We start from the raw sequence: 21216 nt of genomic DNA, 5'->3' as shown, positions 1-21216 counted from the left end.
TAAAAAAAGGCAATGATTTTACACGAAAAAATCACTGCCTTTTTATAATTTATTCTTTTATGAATTCTTTCGTGCTTCTTACTGTATCAATTGGGCGCACTAATCTTTCAATTTGTTCACGTTTAGGTTCTAGGAATGGTGGTAAGGATAACTTCTCACCAAGTGTTTCATATGGTTCGTCACCCATAAATCCAGGTCCGTCAGTGGCAAACTCGAATAGAATTTGCGGCGCTACCCGAACGTATAAGGAACTAAAGAAGTAACGGTCAACAAAACCTGAAGTTTGAAACCCAAAGCCTTCCATTCTTTTAATCCATTCATCCAATACAGAGCGGTCCTCTACACGGAATGCAGCATGATGAACAGTACCAAAACCCTGTCGTGCAGGAGGTAGAATCGCGTTATACTCGACTACAACCTGAGCCCCATTGCCGCCCTCACCGACTTCAAATAAATGGAACGATCCTTCATGGGCAATTTCCTTAAACATGAGGACTTTTTCCATCATTTCCTTAAAATAATCAAAATTCGCAACTCGGACATAGATTGGGCCTAATGCAGTGATTGCAAATTCCAATGGAATCGGTCCTTTTTGCCATGGAGTTCCAGCAGCAACACCTTCATTATTTTCATCTGAAATTAATTGATAATGTTGATCATCAAAATCTACAAATGACAATGTCTTTTTTCCAAACTGTTCTTTTATGCCAGTATGTTTGACTTCTAAGCGATCAAACCGCTTAACCCAGTATTCTAATGCCGCATTACTTGGCACCCGGAATGATGTTTTAAAAATTTCATTTGTGCCATGAACACCTTTAGGAATCCCAGGAAAATCGAAAAAGGTCATATCAGTACCAGGATTACCGGTATCGTCTGCAAAAAATAAATGGTAAGTTTGAATATCATCTTGGTTAACGGTTTTCTTAACAAGCCTCATCCCTAATACATAAGTGAAAAAGTGATAGTTTTTTTCTGCACTGCTTGTAATCGCAGTCACATGGTGAATACCTTTTAGTTGATTCATCTATATACACTCCTATAAGTCAATTTAGTAATTCTTATTGTTCCAATTTTAGGATAAATCACTCAAGGATTATCTCAAGGTAATTTATCTTTAATTCGAGATAAATATATCATGAATAGGATTGGTTGTCAAAAACGAAATCGCCAACGGCTCTTAAAGTTTTCAAAATTAGAGGCTTATTAATGATGTAAATCACAATCTAATAAAATTTTAAGTGTTAAATTATTAATAAAGTTTCTCAATTAAACAGTTACATTAAGGAGAATATCAACTATGAGTGAATTTATTAATAATCGTGAAAAACTAATTCCTATTAATACAGATCGCTTAACAATCATAAAACAAACCTTTCAGGATCTCCATAATGGCAGAAACCTTGATGAGGTAAAGGCACATTTTGATGCTTTTGTTGGCAGTATAACCATCGCAGAGATCACTCAGCTTCAGCAGGATTTTGCTGAAGAAGGAAGCATTCCTACAGGGGAGCTAATACAAATCTACCATCAGCACTCCGACATTTTTAACGGCAAGATAGAAGAAGAAGAGCCTCGAGCCGGAAGGCCGGAAGAGCAGCCGGGACACCCTGTACACACATTTAAATTGGAAAATCGGGAAATCGAAAAATTACTTGAATCAAAGTTAGAGATACATTTAGAACAGTTTATAAAGGAAGATTCTGCTGACCAAATTTATCAGCTGATCGAGGACATCAACCTGCTTCTAGATATTGATAAGCACTACAGCCGGAAAGAAAATTTAATTTTCCCTTATCTTGAGAGATATGGGATCCATGGGCCAACCACTAACATGTGGAGAATTAATGATTTTATCCGTAATGCCATTAAAGATGCTAAAAAAATCTACTTTACTATAATGGCGGCAAACAAGCAGTAATCGACGTCCTTCAGTTCGTCATTCGAGAAGTAAATGGGATGATCTATAAAGAGGAAAACATCCTCTTCCCAATGGCAATAAAAAATTTCACAGAAGATGAGTGGGTGAAAATTGCCCATGAGAGTGATGAAATTGGCTATTGCTTAATTGCTCCCGCTCAAGAATGGAAGCCCGATAGAAAGGGAATAGACGAGAAGACGTTGACAGAAGGCTTTATTAAGATGGAAACCGGAATCTTATCATTAAAACAACTAGAGTTAATGTTGAACCATTTACCTATCGATATTACTTTCATAGATCATGAAGATGTGGTTCGGTACTTTTCACATGGTAAAGAAAGAATCTTTGCCCGAACGAAAGCCATTATTGGCCGCACAGTCCAGAACTGTCATCCTCCACGGAGCGTCCATGTGGTTGAGGAGCTTCTCAGAGACTTTAAAGCTGGAATAAAAGACTCAGAAGAATTCTGGATTCAGTTTAAGGATAAATATGTGTATATTCGCTACTTTGCTGTTCGTGATGAAGACGGTACTTATATTGGTACCATGGAATTTACACAAAACATTGCTCCTATCAAAGTGATTGATGGAGAAAAAAGAATTCTATCATAAGAAAATACGCCTTTTACACCGATTCAACTTGGGTGGAAGGCGTTTTTTATTTTTTATAAAAATATGACAATAACCGCCATTTTCTAGTGGTTCACACTTTTTCTGTCGATAAAAAAGCCCCAATCCTTCACAAAACTGTAATAGGTTGACCGGGAAAAAGGAAAAAATCGGAGATAATAAAGGTATAAGTACAACAAAATTTACCTACACGTACTAATGGGTGAAAAAATGAAAAGGAGGAGGTAGACGATGAAAAAGCAAAAGTGGATTGCACTACTGCTGGCTGGTGGAAAAGGAACAAGATTAAATCTGCTTACCAAAACGCTAGTGAAACCTGCCGTACCGTTTGGGGGGGAAGTATCGCATTATTGACTTTGCTTTAAGTAATTGCCGGAATTCAGGAATTGAAACGGTAGGGATTTTGACACAATACAGGCCGTATGAGCTACATGCTCATCTTGGCCGCTGTAATGATGGGAATTATTATAACCGTTATGGCGGACTTACGATTCTCCCGCCCTATCAGCGGAGTTGATTCAGGGGTAGAATGGTACGAAGGAACCGCACATGCTGTATTTCAAAACATTGAATTTATTGAACAATATAATCCTGAAAATGTCTTAGTAGTTTCTGGTGATCAAATCTACAAAATGGATTATTCAATCATGTTAAAGCAGCATATCGAAACAGATGCAGATTGCACAATTGCCGTGGTGGAAGTTCCTTGGGCGGATGCCAATCGTTTTGGGCTGATGAGGATGGATTCGACGACTTATAGAATAACAAGTTTTGAAGAAAAACCCAAAAACCCGACTTCTAATTTAGCGTCTATGGGCAATTATATATTTAAATGGCCGATTCTAAGAGAATATTTACTTCGTGAAGAATTGAAGGAATTTAGCAATAGGGATTTTGGCAAGGATATTATCCCTACGATGTTAAGTGATGGTTTACAGCTTTATGGCTATTATTTCAATAATTACTGGAGGGATGTAGGCACTATTCATAGTTATTGGGAAGCAAACCTGGATCTATTAACAAGTGAAAAAAATATTTTTTTACAAGATCCAGAGTGGAGAATTCATACCGCCCATTATGACGAGCCTCCTTTATACTTTGATACGCAGGCTAAGATGTATCAAAGTATTGTGAGCGACGGCTGTGAAATTTACGGGACCATTGAACATTCCGTTTTATTTAGTGGTGTAAAGGTGGGTAAAGGAGCGAGGATTAAGAATTCCGTCATCCTGCCTCAGACCATTATTGGAGAAAATGTTTGGATTGAAAATGCTGTTGTTGGAAGCCAAACACAAATTATGGACGGGGTCATCATCGTTTCAAAGAATGCCGATGCTCATTTAATGGTCGTCGGTCATAATGAAATGATTGATCCAGCATTGCAAGAATTTCCCCTTACAAACAAGGTAATCTCTGTGGTATCCTAATTTTAAAGAAGGTGTGTGAATCTTGGAATCACATACCTTCTTTATTTTTTGAAATAAAAGAAATATTTTGTTTTTAACTCGTAAAATGGTAAACTATTAAAAATAATCTTACTAGAGGAGTTAGCAAAATGATAAAAGCGATTTTTTTTGATTTAGATGATACACTTCTATGGGACCAGAAGAGTGTGAAGGCGGCCTTTGCTGCTACGTGTAAGGTGGCCGAGGAGCGTTATGGTGTAGATGCCGAGCAATTTGAAGAGGCTGTACGCGAGGCGGCAAGAACGATTTATTCGGCCTATGAATTTTATCCCTTTACACAAATGATAGGGATTAATCCGTTTGAAGGGCTTTGGGGTAATTTTTCTGATGAAAATCTTGAGGATTTTAAAAAAATGAAGGTGACCGTACCAAATTACAGAAGAGATGCTTGGACTGCCGGGTTAAAGAAGATGGGCATTGATGATCCTGAGTTTGGTTATGAGTTAGCAGAGCGTTTCCCTGCGGAGCGAAGAAAGAACCCGTTTGTATACGAAGAAACCTTTGAAATTCTCGATTCTTTAAAAGGAAACTACAAGCTTCTTCTTTTAACAAATGGATCACCAGAACTGCAAAACACGAAATTAGAAATCACTCCAGAGCTTGTTCCTTATTTTGACCAAATTGTTATTTCTGGTGATTTTGGCAGAGGAAAACCTGATCCGTCTATATTTGAACATGCGTTATCCCTCATGGAATTACAAAAAGATGAAGTGATTATGGTAGGGGATAATCTGATGACCGATGTACTTGGGGCAAACCGCGCCGGAATCAAAACGGTATGGATTAACCGTCATGACAAGGAGCGCAATGGAGTGATTCCTTCCTATGAAATTAAACATTTGGAAGAACTTTTTCCTATCTTAACTGAATTAAAGGAAAAATAAACCATTTAATTTTTGTAACTTTCCCCCCTTTTTCTTCGACTATTTAGCTGATACTAAAAGATAATTCGTAGAAAAAGGGGATTAATATAATGAAAAAGAAATTGTTTCTTGTCATCGGTTCAGTGCTGCTCGCAGGCTTTTTGTCCGGGTGTGGTGCGGGTGATAAAACTAATGCAAGTTCGGAAGTCAGCAAAAGTGTACCCCCTAAACAAAATGAGATAGCTGCTGCGTTCCTCCCGCAAATAGTTTTAAGACAAGAAAATGGAAAAACATTAGTCCGCTATACCGTGAAAAATATCTCTGGAGAGCCTAAGAAACTAACGTTTCGTACGGGGTTAGAGGCGGATTTTATTGTCTATGATGCTTCGGGGAAGAAGGTTAAACAATATTCCGATGAAGTGATGTCCATTCAAGTGATTAAAGAGATGACGATAGAAAATAATCAAACCATCTCCAAGAATTTTACCATTACAGATCTGCCTAATGGGAAGTATAGGCTTGAGGTGTTCTTGACCGCTAAGGAAGAAGAAGCAAAGGCTGCAAAGGATTTAATCATAAAGAATTCTTCTTCAAATGGTCAGAGACAAGTCAGTAAATGATCATCTCCACTCCGGTGGGGTTTTTTTTGTGACCTGATTCATTTATTTAGTTGTAATCCGTTATAATAATAGTTATTTAGTTCATTGACATGAGGTGTTAGCTATTGGAATTAAGACAACTGAAATTATTTTCTGAAGTCGCAAAACATAAAAGTATTACCAAAGCTGCCGAAGCGATGCATTTGTCGCAGCCTGCTTTAAGTAAGTCAATTATGGCACTGGAAGAGGAACTCGGTATGACATTAATCATTCGGACCAATAAAACGAGTGATTTAACCGATGCAGGAAGAGTAGTGCTTGACTATGCACAAAAGATGAATGGTCTGTTAGATGAAATGAAAACTACCCTAAACGATATGACCAATTTAACAAGGGGGCAGATTAATATTGGACTTCCTCCGTTTATTGGCAGCTTGTTTTTCCCAAGAGTAATGGCAAAGTTTCATCACACCTATCCTAATATTGAACTCAATATCACCGAGTATGGCGGTGCAAGGGTCGTAAAGAGTGTAGAAGAAGGGGAATTTGAACTCGGTGTTGCCGTCTTGCCAATTGATGAACAACTCTTCGATATTTACCCCATTGTGGAAGAGGAAATGAAGCTGTTAGTTTACAAAGACCACCGATTGGCGATGCGAAAAGAAGTCGATATAGAAGAATTGAAGGATGAGGAATTCATCTTTTATCACGAGGAGTTTGCCCTCAATCAAATAATGAGGAACCATTGTATCGCGGCAGGTTTTGAACCCAAAATTTTGTTTAAAAGCTCTCAATGGGATCTTATGACAGAGATGGTGGCGGCAAACCTTGGAATTACCATCCTTCCACATTCTATCTGTAACCGGGTTTTTAATAGCGAGATTGAAGTGATTGACCTCAAACAAAAAATTCTGTGGCGGTTGGCAGTGCTTACAAAAAAAACTCGGTATATCTCTAAAGCAGGCAGGACCTTTATTGATTTTATTTTAAAAGATCCATTATAACTTTTGGTTATGGAATTAATTCGTAATATGTATTTTACGAATGGTAAGAATGAGCGTAGGATTACTCTATAGTTAATTTCGTGAAGCATAAAGGAGAAAATGACTCCTTTTTTCATATAGAAAGGATTATGTCGATGAGACTAGGAGTAATCGTATTACAAGTACTATTTTTGCATGTGTTTTTATTTTTGGGAGCGGCTCTTAAAGAAGTCATTCCACTTCCGATTCCAGCTTCGATGTTTGGCTTATTTCTTCTGTTTCTTACGCTTTTCTTTAAAATAATCAAGCTTGAGTGGGTTGAAAAAGGGGCCAATTGGTTATTAGCGGAGCTGTTGCTATTCTTTATCCCGTCTGCAGTCGGGATTGTAAATTATGATGAAATTTTAAGCTTACAAGGAGCCGAAATTGTCGGGTTAATTGGGATTAGTACGATTATTGTCATGGGGATGACGGCCGTAACGGCTGAGAAAATGAGTAGAGGAAGAAGGAGTGAGCAGCATTGATGATGATTGTATTTACCATAGCAACATATCTTATCTATCGTTTTTCAAAAATAGCCTATGGGAAATGGAGCATGCCGTTTTTTCATCCATTATTGCTATCACCCATTTTGTTAATTGTTCTTATATCCATTACGCATGTATCTGCAAATCAATATCTGCACGCCTCAAAATGGCTGACTCATTTACTTGGTCCTGCGACTGTTGCCTTTGCGGTGCCCATTTATAAAAACTTAGCCGTTATTAAAAAATATATCGGGACAATCCTTATTAGTATCACTTGTGGATCACTTGTTGCGATTTTTTCTACCTATGGTTTGTCAAAATTGTTCCATTTAAAATCTGATTTTATTATTTCAATTTTGCCAAGATCCATCACAACTCCAATTGCGATCGAGGTTTCAAAGGAAATTGGCGGTCTGCCAACGTTAACAACCGTGTTTGTCATTATTACGGGGATTGTTGGCGGTATTGTTGGACCATCGGTTATTAAAGGACTGTCGATTAAAACACCAATTGCCAGAGGACTTGCATTAGGCATGGGGGCACATGGTGTTGGAACCAATAAGGCGATGGAATACGGAAAGCAAGAAGCTACTTTTTCTTCGTTAGCGATGATTTTTGCAGCATTGATTACCTTAGTTTGGGGAGCAGTACTGATTCCTTCTTTAATGAATTTTCATCATATCTTTTAGAATTTTGGCTGTCATTTTATAATGGCGGCCATTTTGTATTTTTAATAGCAAACATATAGCGGAAATCGTAATTTTAATAAAAATGGTATTTTTAAAGGGCTAAATAAAAGGTTGAAAACATAAAATGAAGAGGTTGTTCTGAAAATTTGATGGCTTGGAAACAAGGAGGAAGATTATGCTCCGAAATGTCATTGTTGTCAGGGATAATGAGGAAAGTATCAAGAGGGCAATCCGAGAGATCTTACGTTCAAAGCATAAGGGGCATGAGTTTGCCCTTGATTTAACAAGGATAACGGATAGAGAGAGAAAAAGAGAGATTATGAAACAACTAACAAGGTTTTAACACCTGAGGAAGAAGAAGTTTATTGCATTAAAAAAGGGAAACGAGATTGATGAATTCTCCATTTCCCTTAAAGTAAGTATTAGTCTAGCATTCCTAAGAGATGACGGACTGCATAGGCAAACCCTTCTTCATCATTGGTCTTCGTAACGATATCTGCTGCCTGTTGAACCTGCATGGGCGCATTTCCCATTGCTACAGCGGTTGTTGCTACCTCAAATTGAGCAATATCGTTTCCTCCATCACCAAAGGCGATAATCTCATCAAACGTGAGGTTCATTATGTCTTGGTAGCGTAGAAGGGCCTTGCCTTTATGGGCCTCATTTGAGGTGATCTCCACATTATTTGGATGGGAAGACGCCATCGAGATCGGGAATTTCTCCCCTAGTGCTCTTTTAACCTTGTCAATTATTTCTAATTGATCTGGGTGGACGAGTGCAATTAGTTTGTAAATTTTTAAGTCCTCAATTTCAAGTATTTTATCATAATTGAATTCATTAAATAGTCTGTCGATTTCCTGCTTACTTTTTTCATGTAACGGTGGCAGTGTTGAAGGTAAACCGCCATGATTTGTGTAAACGAGGATTCCTACATCCATTTTTCTTAAAATCGAAAAAATTTCCTTATACACATCGGTAGTCAAGGTTGCTTCGAAAAGCAGTTCTCTCTCGGCTGAGAACAATACAGACCCATTGATGCAAAAGATAGGCATCTTCATCTTTTGAACTGCCTCTAATTTAATCACATCTGCATAAGCACGACCCGTGTTCAAGATTAAACAATGCCCTTGAGCCTCTAGCTCGTTTAAGATTTTCACACTTTCCTCTGTAATCTCATGCTCAGAATTTAACAACGTACCATCTAAATCAATTGAAATACATTTCATGGGTGTCTATAATTCCTTTCCATTATACATAAAATTACTATATCAGATTAAAATAGAGCTGCCAATTGCTACCTTATAAAGATATTCCTTAACACAAGGGAATTACTACCATTAAATGTGTGTTATAGTGAATAATGGTGACAGGCACCTTTAAAGGAAAAAAGGCAAGCCTTTTTACAGGCTTGCCTTTTGATTTATATGGAGATTTATTAACAGGTGCGGATATTAGCCGCGTCTGCCGCCTCGGCCACCGCGTTTTGTTTCGGTGTTCCGTTTGAGGCTTGATAAATTCTCTTCACTAGACTTCAAGAACTTAGCCATTTTATCTTCGAAGCTTTCCTTTGGTTTGAAGGTCCCTTTTGAACGGAAGTCTTTCGAACGGCTATCTCCTCTACCTTGACGCTGTGGGCGCTGTGAATAAGAAGAAGTTTGTCCTTCAGGCTTATCGATTGCTTTTTTGATGGATAGGGCAGTTTTTCCGTCTTTCTCACTAATTACTTTTACCTCAACTACATCGCCAATCTTAAGATGATCATTAACATCCTTTACATAGCTATCTGCAACCTCACTAATATGCACTAAGCCGGTTGTCCCGCCTGGCAATTCCACAAATGCTCCAAAATTAGTGATTCCGGTTACTTTACCTTGTACTTTACTGCCTACTTCAACTGACATAAAAATATGTTTCCCCCTCATAAATGTTAAAGACACTTTATTATAACAAAAACTTTAGAAAAATAACATATAGTCTATTTCTTCTATTTTGCCAATTCATACCTAGTTTCGACAAAAGCTATTTTAATATGATGATAACCTCATACACGCTGGTTTTAACTTGAATCGTCACCTAAAAATTTTACCTAAAATGATCAAAGGAATATGATGCATAGGTTATGAATGTAAGAACAGTCACGTATAACTAGTATGAATATGGAATGACCTTTATTGAAAGGGGGAAATGACTTTGACCAATCAATCAGGGCCATATAATATTTATAGCTACTTCGTGGGATACAATCCTCCAACCTCCATAAATCCCAATCCGATTTTTCCAAAAATAAAAAGAACTGCTTTACTTAGTCCCTTCACCTTTGTAGTCGGAGACGTGACGATCCGTGACCATACCTATGTGGGGCCTTTCGTGAGCATTCGCGCGGACGAGGGAACTCCGTTTTATATTGACAGGGATTGTAATCTCCAGGATGGTGTCATCCTGCATGGCCTGAAAAATAAGCATGTGGAGGTTAATGGGGAAAAATACTCAATCCATATAGGACCAAGAGTTTCTTGTGCCCATGGTTCATTGATTCATGGTCCCTGTAGGATTCATCAAGATGTGTTTGTTGGTTTTAAAGCCAGCGTTTATAACGCACAGGTTGGAGAAGGAAGCTTTATTTCTACAGATGCAGTTGTTACAGGAGGTGTCACCTTGAAGCCACACAGCTTTGTACCACCTGGAGCTCATATCGATTCACAAGCAAAAGCAGATACTTTATCCCCTGTTCCGAAAACTGAAGAAGAGTTTGCTAAGGAAGTACAAAGGGTAAATCAGGAATTTCCATCATCCTATTCCTTATTGTTCGGGAAAACTAGGTGTTCTTGTGGGTTATCGTATTGAATTTTATTTAGTGGAATAAGATACTTTTCCCTCGGTAAAACTACCTTGTGTTTACTATTTGATGAAATGGGGACTAACTATGAAGGTAGTTTTACAACAGGTAAAAGAAGAATTAGAAAAGGCGTATGACCGTCCGCATTCGACTGACCTGGATCGTTGTATTGTCCAGCTTCAGCAAGCCTTGGAACAAAATGGCGATAAAGGAACAATGATTGAGGATTGTATCCGTTCTTTAACGCAAGCGAGAAATGCAGTGGGGGCATTGGAAAATGCAGGAGATGTTTCGTCTGCCGCAGCCTTCGGGGAAGCCTATAATGCCTTGAATCAGGCAATCGAGTCCTATACCGATTAATAAAGTCCATTAACCTCTAGTAGTTGCTAGAGGTTTTTTAGTATGTATAAAAAGAATGAACAGGTTGAAATGGTCCATAATAAAACATAAAGGAGGCGTGAGCGATGGATGGAAAATATAATACTGACGATGACGCGAATATTGAGTTGAAAAAGGCTCTTAGAAATAGCCCACCTAAGAAAAATCCAAATATGAGTGAAGCAGAGTATAAATTAAAGATTTTAGGATTAGGGAAGAAAAGCTAATTAAGCCAAGTATTCCATGGAGGTGATATTATGCCGCGAAATAATCCGGTTGAGTATACAGGCAGAGTCCTAGACCAAAGAAATGATCTTACTGGTCCTAATGATCGTGACGGGAAAGCAACATATCCTGAACGTCCAAAAAATGTGCCGATCCAGGATCCGAATAATAATAAAAATAAATAACATCAACGAGGCTGCCTTTTGGCAGTCTTTTATTTTAGGCTCTGTTAAACGATATTGTTGTTTTTTATACTTTGGAGCGGAAATCAACAGACTGATTTAACAGAGCATATTTTTAAAATAGAAGCAGAGTCAGGAAGCAATTAGCACAACCTAAGCATATAAGTTTGTTTCCTTTATTTCAATTGATACTATAGTAGTGAATCTTCAATATGAAAGGATATTTATAATATGGCAACCATTCAGATACCTGTTTCAGTGTTAAATCTTGCCCCCATCCGTGAGGGACAGGACTCCAAACAAGCAATTGAGGCAATGGTAGACCTTGCCAAAGCCGTAGAAAAAATGGGCTATCAGCGCTATTGGATTGCTGAGCATCATAATACTTCAACACTGGTCAGTTCAGCGACATCTATTTTAATTCAACATACATTGGAACATACGCGTCAAATTCGAGTGGGGTCAGGAGGAATCATGCTTCCAAACCATGCACCGCTTGTGGTTGCCGAACAGTTCGGCACAATGGCCACGATGTTTCCAAACCGTGTGGATCTGGGCCTAGGCCGCGCGCCGGGTACCGATATGATGACAGCAAGTGCTTTAAGACGCACGAAAAATGATTCTGTCTACACCTTCCCTGAGGACGTACAAGCATTGCTCAACTTTTTCGGACCAATCGAGCAGCAAAGTTATGTCAAAGCATATCCTGGGGTCGGGACCAATATTCCGATTTATATTCTCGGGTCCTCAACGGATTCTGCTTATTTGGCCGCAAGTTTGGGTTTGCCATATGTATTTGCCTCCCATTTTGCTCCGAGATTTATGGAAGAGGCAATATCGATTTATCGGGAACGATTCCAACCGTCCGAGTATTTGGACAAGCCATATATGATGGTTTGCTTAAATGTGATTGCGGCTGAAACAGATGAGGAAGCGAAATGGCTGTCAACAACCAAGGAGCAATTCTTCCTAAATGTTGTCCGCGGGACACAAAATCCGTTACGCCCTCCTGTCGAAAATATAGATGAACTATGGAATCCTATGGAAAAAGAAATGGCTTCTTCGATGTCGAGTGTCACGTTATTAGGAAGCAAGGAGACCGTCCGTCAGCAATTAACGAATTTCCAAGATAGATATCACGTCGATGAGATTATGACTGTATCCTATATCTTTGATGAAGAAAAACAAAAACGTTCTTATGAAATCTTTAAAGAAATCGTCGATGGCAAATAAACCTTGTTAAAAAAATCACCCTCTAAAAATTCAGAGGGTGATTTTTTTTAGTTATTTTCTTTTTGGAATTTAGTCATAAATTCACTGAAGGCCTGGCAAGCTTCAACAGGAACGGCATTGTAGGCAGAAACGCGGCATCCGCCAATGGAACGATGTCCATTAACCCCTACGAAACCTTCTTGTTTTGCCAGCTCTAAGAATTTCTTCTCCAATTCAGGAGTTTTTAAGTTAAAGGTAAGGTTCATTAGTGAACGGCTTTCCTGGTCCGCATGGCCAATGTAAAAACCATTGCTATTGTCAATAACTGAGTAGATGTAGTTTGCTTTTTCTTCATTTCGCTTAGCAATTATATCCAGACCACCTAAATCACGTGCCCAGTTAAGAACTTCTCCAAGCATATAAATGCCAAAGGTTGGCGGTGTATTGTATAAGGAATTATTTTTCGCATGTGTGCTGTATTTTAACATTGTCGGAATGTTCGTGTTCGCACGCTCAATCAAATCTTTGCGAATAATCACAACTGTTACACCTGATGGACCGAGGTTCTTTTGCGCACCCGCATAAATCAGGGCAAACTTGCTGACATCAATCGGCTTAGAAAGGATATCGCTCGACATGTCGGCAATCAAAGGCACATCTCCAGTATCAGGGAAGTCTTTCCACTGGGTCCCATAAATCGTGTTATTGGAGGTAATATGCACATAAGCATCCTCCTGGTTGTACTGTAATTCATCAAGTTTAGGAATGCTGCGGTAGTTTCCTTCTTTTGTTGAAGCAGCCTGGTAAACATCTCCAAATAATTTAGCTTCGGAAAAAGCCTTCTCTGACCAGGAACCTGTCATAACATAACTTGCTTTTTTTCCTGATTGTAAAAAATTCATCGGGATCATCGAAAATTGAAGGCTGGCTCCGCCTTGTAGAAATAGAACTTCATGAGTATCCGGTATGGCTAATAGTTCTCGTAAGCTGCTAATCGCCTGATTATGTACTTCCTCATACGGGCGGCTGCGGTGGCTGAGTTCCATAACTGACATTCCAGTACCACGGAAATCGATTAACTCTTCTTGAGCTTTCTCTAGAACTGAAAGAGGTAAAGCAGAAGGACCGGCATTAAAATTGTAGGCGCGTTGAACTTGTAATTTCACTTTTCTCACTCCATCTGTTTTTGTTTATTTGACTATAACATAGATTCAATTTTCGGAAAATAAATTTTATCCCGCGAAGGAAAGATATTTTAAAAAAATTAAATGGAAGCGTTTCATTAACAGGTTATGTAAAAATGAACTTCATTATTTAGGATTTACATTTGTTCTGTCTAAATCCAGCCATTATGGTAACTATACATAAAGAGTAAAGTGTTTATTTCATTTCACAGTTAGGAGGACACAACATGGAAGCATCCCTGAAAGTAGGGGAAATAGCCCCGGACTTTTCCCTGCCGGCTACCACAAAGGAGAAAATTTCCTTATCAGACTACCGCGGTCAGAAAAATATTGTCGTCGCTTTTTATGGAATGGATTTTACCCCAGGCTGAATTAAAGAAATAGCCTCTTGGAAAGAGGATTATAAACGGTTTGAACAAACGGATTCAGAAGTTTTATCGATTAGCGTTGATCATATTCATTCGCATCGGGTTTTTGCAGCAAGCATGGGGACTTTACCGTATCCATTATTATCTGATTGGCATAAACAAACAGTAAAAGACTATTTTGTTTTTAACGAAAAAGGGGGGACTGCCATTCGGTCCGTGTTTGTTGTTAATAAAGATGGAATCATTACCTATCTAAACACAACATTTAAGGCAGATAAAAGAGAGGATTATGAAACCGTATTCTATGAACTAGAAAAATTAAATGATCATTTGAAAATAAGACAATAAAATTATCCAAAAAAAAGACCATTGAGAAGTGGTCTTTTATTGCTTTTATCCAAAAATTTTCGAGATTAATAAAACATAAGGAATATTTAATAAAATTTGTCAAAAATTATAAATCAGGTGGTGATGTAGATGTCATTATTTCGGAAAATGAAGAAAGCCAAGATCAGTGTTAAAAAAAGACCATTTACTATCCCTGATCAGGTTTTAGATGGGAAAAGTAAATTATCTGCGTCACTAAAAGAAACGGAGACATTAATAAAAAATATTTTAGGTAAAAATGATGATTTTCAGGTAAAACATTTTAAAATTTTTGGACAGTACCATGCGACCATGTTTTATTTTTCTAATTTAGTTAACCAGGAGCATGTCAATAAGGATATTTTAAGACCACTTATGTATGTTCCTGAGCATTTAATTTCAAAAGAGAAGCCACTTAATCAATTAATCGACATTATCATGCACGAAACCCTCTATCATGGTCAAGCCATGGTAGAAGAAAGTTTAGACAAACTAATTGCTGTTCTTTTACGCGGAGAAACCGTTATCTCTGTGGATGGCATCACAGAAGCCATTCATGTATCTACAAGAGAAGTAGAACATCGTTCTGTCACTCAGCCGGAAACAGAACAGGTTATTTTGGGTCCACGTGAAGGGTTTATTGAAAATATTGATACCAATATTGCCATGCTGAGATACCGGCTACCAACAGCCGATTTTCAAGTTAGAACGATGGAAATTGGAAGATTAACCAAATCAACTGTTTGTTATTGTTATATAAAGGGAATTACAAATGAGACCGTCATAACCGAGGTCGAAAATAGACTTTCGGCCATTGATATTGATGCCATAATGGATGCTGGGTATTTAGAACAATTTATCGAAGATAATCACTTTACACCGTTTCCCCAAATACAGACAACAGAACGTCCTGACAAAACTGTTGCCAATTTAGTGGAAGGCCGGGTTGCTATCCTTGTAGATGGGTCCCCTTTTGCGCTGTTAGTCCCGGTTGTCTTTAACCAATTCTACCAAACAGCAGAGGATTATGCTTCAAGGTTTTTGATGGGTACGTTTGCGAGATTTGCTCGTATGTTGGCACTTGTCTTTTCACTGGTCTTTCCTTCACTTTATGTGTCGTTGATTGCGTTTAATCCTGAATTGCTTCCGACCGAATTTGCTGTAGCGGTAGCGGGTGGGCGGGCAGGTGTCCCATATCCTGCTGTAGTTGAGGTACTTATAATTGAGATATCGATGGAAATTTTAAGGGAAGCAACGGTACGGCTGCCGAGGCAAGTGGGTGGCGCCCTATCCATTGTAGGGGTGTTAGTTGTGGGGCAGGCTGCGGTGGAAGCTGGATTGGCTAGTCCAATTACAGTGGTTGTTATTGCCTTAACGACGATAGGCTCATTTGCAACACCAGCATATACAGCCGCCTTTGCCCTAAGAATGTTAAGGTTTCCAATCATGATTTTAGCGGGAATATTTGGTCTTTACGGAGTCATGATCGGAATTATCCTTACTTTCAATCATTTACTAAATTTAAAATCCTTTGGAGTACCATATATGGCACCAGTTTCTCCGGGAAGTACACAGGGAATGAAAGATGTTGTCACACGGAGCCCTCTTTGGTCGATGTCGAAAAGACCTAGTTTTCTTCAACCTGCTAATCGTAAAAGACATGAACAAAATGATAATGAACAGTAGGAACTAAACAATAGGAGGGTACTTGAAATGGAAAACCATAGGGAGATCACCACCGTACAAGCCTCGACGATCCTAATAAGTACCATCATTGGTGTAGGTGTTCTTCCATTGCCGTTGTTTGCTGTTCGGGGCGGGGGCACAGGGGCTCCGCTTGTCACGTTAGGCGGAATCATCCTAGCTGCGATAGGGTTGTTCATTCTTACAATATTAGGAATTCGTCATCCGCAAAAAACAATTATCACCTATGGAGAGGATATTGTCGGAAAATGGATTGCGAAAATGTACAGTATGATTGTGATTTTCTTTTTTGTCATATTATCTGCATTGGCTGCCCGTGAATTTGGAGAGGTTGTTGTTTCGGCTGTTTTAAGACAAACACCATTGGAAGTAACAGTGTTTGTTATGCTCCTAATTGCATGTCTGAGTGTAAGGTACAATATAAACACTTTTGCTTATATTCACAATTTCTATGTACCAGCTATATTGGGACCAGTCTTGATTATTGTTGCATTTTCGTTAAAAAATGCAAATCCCTTATACCTGCGTCCTCTAATTGAAAATGATTTCTATTCCATTGCCAAAGGAATGTTAACGATTTCTGCTTTGTTTCAAGGTTCCTTTATCGTCACGATGATTATACCTTTTATGAAAAATCCAAAAAAAGCAATAAAGGCCAGCTTTTGGGGGATTTTTATTTCAGGAGGGGTTTACCTGTTAATTGTGATCGCTACCATTGCTGTATTTGGAACAGAAGAGATTAAACAGATATTTTGGCCAACCCTCGAATTAGCACGTACCACAGCATTGCCGGGAAATATCCTGCAGCGATTAGATGTCATCTTTTTAGCGGTTTGGGTGACAGCTGTATTTACTACCCTATTTTCAAGCTATTATTTTACCATTTATTCTATAAAACAAATGGCCAAGCTAAAGGATCACCGGATGTTGTCTTTTTTTATAATGCCTTTTGTGTTTTTTTTAGCTATGCTGCCGCAAAATATTTTGCAATTGTATGATGTTATTCAAATCGCAGGAAGAGCAGGATTATTAATAACCATTCTATACCCCGCAATGTTATTGGCTATTGATCTCTTCAGGAGTAGGAGAAGGAGGAAAAAAAGTGTTGCACAAGAATCCTAGCTTACGTCTAGTCATCATTTTTTTTCTCCTCTTTCCTCTCCTCTCAGGGTGTTGGGACGCACAAGAAATCGAACAGCGTGCGACTATATTAGCAATAGGTATTGACCAGGCTTCCAATAAAGAAGAAAAACAGCAAACCGAAGGCGGGATTACCCATTTTGACAAAAGCAATTCCTCCGAACCAGAAGAAGAGCTGATAAAGGTGACTGCGCAAATTGCAGTTCCCGGCCGTATTCCTCTAGGACCTACACAAGGTCAAAGTTCGCATAATTCGGTGTTGATTGTCCAAGTTGTTGGTCACACCATACAAGACGCCATGCTTAATCTTCAACAGCAGGTGGCTTACGAAACGTTCCTCGGACATTTACGGATTATTGTTCTGAATGAAAAGATAGCGAAAGAGGGGACGCAACGATTTAATGATTTTTTGAGGCGTAATCCCCAAATCCGCAGAACAGCCTCACTCGCTGTTTCGAAAGAGCCAGCAGAAGATTATATGAGACTCGTCCCAGAGCTGCAACGAATACCATCATTGTATTTGGCGGACATGGTCGATAATTTATCGGCATTAGGCAGATTTCCGCCTAGTTTTATTGGTTTGTTCTGGACCATACTTTCTAGTAAGGGACAAGATCCGTATCTTCCCTATCTTACCATTAAAGATAAGAAGTCCATTCAATTAAGTGGGCTAGCTTATTTTAGAGGAGATAGGATGGCAGGAAAGACTTCACCCCTTGAAATAGGATTTTATATGGCCATTAGGGGGGTTGGGAGAGGCGGATATAGCGCTTTTATTAAAGTGCCGGGTAAAGAGGAATTTGTAATGGTTAAGGCGATCTCTCGAAAAACAAAAGTTAAGGTAAAATTAAAAGATGGGAAACCACATGTGGATATCAAGGTTCGTTACGAAAGTGAAATAGAAGAAAAGACAAGTCAAAGTATTTATATTAATGATTCAACTATTATCGGGAAAATACAAAAAGAAACGTCAAGAGAAGTAGAAAAATCTTTAAAGAAACTGATTGCCAAAACCCAAAAAGCTGAAAGTGATATTTTTGGTTTTGGAGAACATTTCCGAGCAAAATATCCGAAATATTGGATCAAGGAAATTCGAACGAAAGAAAATTGGAAAAGAGTATATAAAGACATTACCTATGATGTTCATGTTGATACCCGTATTCATCGGGTAGGCATGAAAGCGAAGTAATTGGTGGAGGATACAGAGGATGTTTCTTGGTTTTTTACCATATGTGATTGTCATTTTTATCGTAACAGGGCTTTTCATTCTCCTCGTTGATGCCAAAATGTATAAAAAAGCAAAACAGAAAAAGGAACGAAAAGCATCATTAATTTTTGGATGGATGAATATTGCCCTCGGTCTTGGATTGTTTTTGATCAATTGGATTTACAACCATTTTATTTGGTAATGAATTACTCAAAACAGATATTGGAGGAGTTAATACATGGAACAAAATGAAAAAATGGAACAATTACTTCGCGATTACGGTTATCCTGAGCAGTCCATTCCAAGACTAGTACAAGAAATAAGCTCAATGAGCTTTGATAAGGTAAAAAAATTGATTCTTCCATATAACGATATTACAGCAGACAAATCATCAAGAACTGAATGAGAAACTAAACAGGACAACAAACAAATAAAACTGATGACAGAAAGACCAGGGCGTTTAAAGAAAAAGGTACCTATTACATTGAATAAACTAAGGGATTTCAGTGTCAAAGGATCTGTAGAATTTGCAGGTTATAAGGAAGAATTGTTGTCGTTGATCAGGGAAGAATGTCTAAAGGCAATCAATTAGGTAGTATTACAATCTATACTGATAAAAGGAAGCTGGCTTCTACAAAACAAGGATGGAATTCTAATTGTATGAGGAATTCTACGAAGACTGCTAGGAATTCTACAAATCAAGAAAGTAATTATACAAAAATAGGAATATTTTTCAAAATAATCTCTTTAAGGATTAGTGGAAGGTGTTAATCAGGTGAAAATTGATCTGTTTTTGTAAAAGAAGCTTAAGAACAATCTGCAGGGTAAATGGATGCCTGAGCTCCAGAGGAATGTATCCGTTTGAGTTCGGGCTATCCGGATCCAGCACACGTCCCTTCACAGCCAATTAGAGCGAGACCTATTAGTAACTTCAGGAACATGTCAAGCGCTTGATTTAATTGCCCATGTCATTATGAACGAGGAATTGGTTGTGGCGGCAGAAGCTCCAACATATATGGAAGCATTAATAGATATTTCAAAACTATACGAAGCAAATTATTAATATACCTCTAGATGAAAACGGAATTCAAACTAACTTATTAGAAGAAAATTTAAAGGAAAGAACAAAAAAAATCTACCGTTGCCCCGGATTTTGTATGCGATTCCGACTGGGAAAACAATGGATTTGGACGCCGAAAGCATCTGTTAAAACTAGCCGGCGAATATGATTTCCTCATTATAGAAGATGATGCATATGGTGAACTTTCATTTGGAGATAGTCCAATCCCGTTATAAGCGATCGATATAGAAGGAAGAGTGCTTCATGTCCGCTCTTTATCCAAGGTGGTTGCTCCGGGAATGCGGATAGACTGGATAACTGGAGCTGAAGAATTCATATCCGCATTTGCTTGGTTTAAAAAACATTTAGACAATCCATTTGCACAGGCTTCAATGGCCAAGTATTTAGAAGGGATAAATCTTGAAGATCGGCTCAAGATGTTACAAGGATTATATAGGGAGAAGAGTGAGACTTTAGTTACGTCTATGAAGAGAAATTTCCCAGAATCGATCACTTGGTATTTGCCAAGCCGAGGGTACTTTGTCTGGGCTCATATACCCGGAATAGACACCACGGAATTCTTAGAACGGTCCCTTGGCAAGGGTGTGTCATTTATTCCGGGAAAATACTTCTTCTTAAACCCGAAGGATGGAACTGGGTTTCTCCGTCTCTCGTTTTGTTATGTAGGTAAAGCTGAAATTATTGAAGGTATAAAACGTCTAGGACAGCTGCTTAAGGAACAGTTAAAAGTTACTTCTTCATTATTAAAATGAATAAGGGGATGTTCCTCTGTTAAGGATGTTCCCTTTCTTATTTGAGATAATATTTCTTCACATGAGAATAATAAAATGGAAATAGTTTCTGATTGTATACAATATTTATAGGTGGTATTATATGAAGGTCGCCTCTGAAAGAGGAATAAAAACATAGTCTGGCAATAATGGCGAGAAGGTCACACCCGTTCCCATACCGAACACGGAAGTTAAGCTTCTCAGCGCCGATGGTAGTTGGGACGTGAGTCCCTGTGAGAGTAGGACGTTGCCAGGCGAAAGACAGGAATTTACGTTTCTGTCTTTTTCTTTCCCTTTTTGAGAATTGGAAAAAACTTTCTATTGTAAGTAAACACCGACGGTGTTAAGATAGAAAAGTCGCTCTTCAAAAGAGTAAACAAGGAATCAAAAATGGAAAAAACTTTCTATTGTTCTACAGCACATCACGTGTTAAGATAGGAAAGTCGCTCTCGAAAACAGAGCAAACAAGTCAATCGGAATTGGAAATAATTGATGATTGATAGAATGTGAGAAATGCGATAAGATAGTAATCCGGTCGCTTTTGGTGACATTGTTCTTTGAAAACTAAACAAACAAAAACGTCAACAAACAATAATATTAGTTTCTATTTGAAACTAAGCCAACGTAACAAAATGAGCTAATCAACTTTTCCGCGTATTAACGGGCAGTAATATCCTATCGGATAACTGCCCGTAAATACCCGATTGATTCGACTAACCATCGCGGGGTAAATCATTCCGCGACGGAAGTCTCATCTTAATGGAGAGTTTGATCCTGGCTCAGGACGAACGCTGGCGGCGTGCCTAATACATGCAAGTCGAGCGAATCAATAGGAGCTTGCTCCTGTTGGTTAGCGGCGGACGGGTGAGTAACACGTGGGCAACCT

The 21216-nt window shown here is 38.5% G+C and carries 21 protein-coding genes, 2 rRNA genes and 3 pseudogenes; 22 read left to right on the top strand and 4 right to left on the bottom strand.

The window, feature by feature from the left end:
• Nucleotides 1-49 precede the first annotated feature (49 nt).
• On the bottom strand, nt 50-1027 hold the full coding sequence (locus tag M3226_RS27975) for a ring-cleaving dioxygenase (RefSeq protein ID WP_251572332.1): 978 nt from the start codon (nt 1025-1027) through the stop codon (nt 50-52).
• A 273-nt stretch (nt 1028-1300) separates the two neighbouring features.
• Between M3226_RS27975 and M3226_RS27970 the strand changes: the two are divergent.
• The 8 genes and pseudogenes from M3226_RS27970 to M3226_RS27935 all read left to right on the top strand — a co-directional run bounded on the left by M3226_RS27970 (nt 1301) and on the right by M3226_RS27935 (nt 8020).
• Nucleotides 1301-2532: pseudogene (locus M3226_RS27970) on the top strand (DUF438 domain-containing protein).
• A gap of 249 nt (nt 2533-2781) precedes the next feature.
• A pseudogene (locus M3226_RS27965) lies at nt 2782-3977 on the top strand (glucose-1-phosphate adenylyltransferase).
• A gap of 128 nt (nt 3978-4105) precedes the next feature.
• Entirely contained in the window at nt 4106-4900 is a 795-nt protein-coding gene (locus M3226_RS27960; RefSeq protein WP_251572330.1) for an HAD family hydrolase, read from the top strand.
• An 89-nt stretch (nt 4901-4989) separates the two neighbouring features.
• The gene (locus M3226_RS27955) at nt 4990-5499 is read left to right on the top strand and encodes a BsuPI-related putative proteinase inhibitor (RefSeq protein ID WP_251572328.1); all 510 of its coding nucleotides are present in this window, start codon (nt 4990-4992) and stop codon (nt 5497-5499) included.
• Nucleotides 5500-5603: 104 nt separating this feature from the next.
• Nucleotides 5604-6482, top strand: coding sequence for a LysR family transcriptional regulator (locus M3226_RS27950; RefSeq protein ID WP_251572326.1), 879 nt, complete (start codon nt 5604-5606; stop codon nt 6480-6482).
• 134 nt (nt 6483-6616) lie between these two features.
• On the top strand, nt 6617-6985 hold the full coding sequence (locus M3226_RS27945) for a CidA/LrgA family protein (RefSeq protein WP_251572324.1): 369 nt from the start codon (nt 6617-6619) through the stop codon (nt 6983-6985).
• Entirely contained in the window at nt 6985-7677 is a 693-nt protein-coding gene (locus tag M3226_RS27940; RefSeq protein WP_308211998.1) for an LrgB family protein, read from the top strand. Before M3226_RS27945 ends, M3226_RS27940 begins: the two co-directional genes overlap by 1 nt.
• A gap of 175 nt (nt 7678-7852) precedes the next feature.
• Nucleotides 7853-8020, top strand: a complete 168-nt coding sequence (locus M3226_RS27935; RefSeq protein WP_251572320.1) for a hypothetical protein — start codon at nt 7853-7855, stop codon at nt 8018-8020.
• Nucleotides 8021-8099: 79 nt separating this feature from the next.
• Here the strand turns inward: M3226_RS27935 and M3226_RS27930 are convergent, their stop codons facing one another.
• Both M3226_RS27930 and M3226_RS27925 read right to left on the bottom strand, forming a co-directional pair.
• Nucleotides 8100-8903, bottom strand: coding sequence for an HAD family hydrolase (locus M3226_RS27930; RefSeq protein WP_251572318.1), 804 nt, complete (start codon nt 8901-8903; stop codon nt 8100-8102).
• A gap of 225 nt (nt 8904-9128) precedes the next feature.
• Complete coding sequence (locus M3226_RS27925; protein ID WP_251572317.1) at nt 9129-9578, bottom strand: S1 domain-containing RNA-binding protein; 450 nt, start codon at nt 9576-9578, stop codon at nt 9129-9131.
• Nucleotides 9579-9861: 283 nt separating this feature from the next.
• On the opposite strand from M3226_RS27925, the gene M3226_RS27920 reads away from it, so the two are divergent.
• The 5 genes from M3226_RS27920 (at nt 9862) to M3226_RS27900 (ending at nt 12531) form a co-directional block, all read left to right on the top strand.
• Nucleotides 9862-10521 carry a carbonate dehydratase gene (locus tag M3226_RS27920; RefSeq protein ID WP_374110696.1) on the top strand — a complete coding sequence of 220 codons (660 nt, stop codon included), beginning with the start codon at nt 9862-9864 and terminating at the stop codon, nt 10519-10521.
• A gap of 79 nt (nt 10522-10600) precedes the next feature.
• Nucleotides 10601-10873 (top strand): hypothetical protein, encoded by a 273-nt coding sequence (locus tag M3226_RS27915; RefSeq protein ID WP_251572313.1) that lies wholly within the window; start codon nt 10601-10603, stop codon nt 10871-10873.
• 104 nt (nt 10874-10977) lie between these two features.
• On the top strand, nt 10978-11118 hold the full coding sequence (locus M3226_RS27910; RefSeq protein ID WP_251572311.1) for a hypothetical protein: 141 nt from the start codon (nt 10978-10980) through the stop codon (nt 11116-11118).
• A 30-nt stretch (nt 11119-11148) separates the two neighbouring features.
• A complete protein-coding gene (locus M3226_RS27905) occupies nt 11149-11301 on the top strand; it encodes a hypothetical protein (RefSeq protein ID WP_251572309.1) in 153 nt (50 codons plus the stop codon).
• A gap of 228 nt (nt 11302-11529) precedes the next feature.
• Nucleotides 11530-12531: an LLM class flavin-dependent oxidoreductase gene (locus M3226_RS27900; RefSeq protein ID WP_251572307.1), complete on the top strand. Its 1002-nt coding sequence runs from the start codon at nt 11530-11532 to the stop codon at nt 12529-12531.
• A gap of 47 nt (nt 12532-12578) precedes the next feature.
• Here M3226_RS27900 and serC read toward each other — a convergent pair whose 3' ends face one another.
• Complete coding sequence (gene serC, locus M3226_RS27895; RefSeq protein WP_251572306.1) at nt 12579-13676, bottom strand: 3-phosphoserine/phosphohydroxythreonine transaminase; 1098 nt, start codon at nt 13674-13676, stop codon at nt 12579-12581.
• A 245-nt stretch (nt 13677-13921) separates the two neighbouring features.
• On the opposite strand from serC, the gene M3226_RS27890 reads away from it, so the two are divergent.
• From M3226_RS27890 to M3226_RS27850, 9 genes and pseudogenes are all read left to right on the top strand, one after another.
• Complete coding sequence (locus tag M3226_RS27890; protein WP_251572304.1) at nt 13922-14410, top strand: redoxin domain-containing protein; 489 nt, start codon at nt 13922-13924, stop codon at nt 14408-14410.
• Between the two features lie 129 nt (nt 14411-14539).
• Nucleotides 14540-16114, top strand: coding sequence for a spore germination protein (locus M3226_RS27885; protein ID WP_251572302.1), 1575 nt, complete (start codon nt 14540-14542; stop codon nt 16112-16114).
• A 27-nt stretch (nt 16115-16141) separates the two neighbouring features.
• On the top strand, nt 16142-17254 hold the full coding sequence (locus M3226_RS27880; RefSeq protein ID WP_251572300.1) for a GerAB/ArcD/ProY family transporter: 1113 nt from the start codon (nt 16142-16144) through the stop codon (nt 17252-17254).
• Nucleotides 17235-18461, top strand: coding sequence for a Ger(x)C family spore germination protein (locus M3226_RS27875; protein WP_251572298.1), 1227 nt, complete (start codon nt 17235-17237; stop codon nt 18459-18461). The genes M3226_RS27880 and M3226_RS27875 overlap by 20 nt, the downstream gene beginning before the upstream one ends.
• A gap of 19 nt (nt 18462-18480) precedes the next feature.
• The gene (locus M3226_RS27870; protein ID WP_251572296.1) at nt 18481-18681 is read left to right on the top strand and encodes a CLC_0170 family protein; all 201 of its coding nucleotides are present in this window, start codon (nt 18481-18483) and stop codon (nt 18679-18681) included.
• 36 nt (nt 18682-18717) lie between these two features.
• Nucleotides 18718-18885 carry a hypothetical protein gene (locus M3226_RS27865; RefSeq protein WP_251572294.1) on the top strand — a complete coding sequence of 56 codons (168 nt, stop codon included), beginning with the start codon at nt 18718-18720 and terminating at the stop codon, nt 18883-18885.
• Nucleotides 18886-19311: 426 nt separating this feature from the next.
• Nucleotides 19312-20312 (top strand): annotated as a pseudogene (locus tag M3226_RS32890) (aminotransferase-like domain-containing protein).
• 157 nt (nt 20313-20469) lie between these two features.
• Nucleotides 20470-20586 (top strand): 5S ribosomal RNA (gene rrf / locus M3226_RS27855).
• Nucleotides 20587-21086: 500 nt separating this feature from the next.
• A 16S ribosomal RNA gene (locus M3226_RS27850) occupies nt 21087-21216 on the top strand; the annotation flags it as partial.

The organism is Neobacillus cucumis, assembly GCF_023715505.1.
Note: the sequence above shows the minus strand (reverse complement) of the source record. Positions and strands in the feature narration are given on the sequence as shown.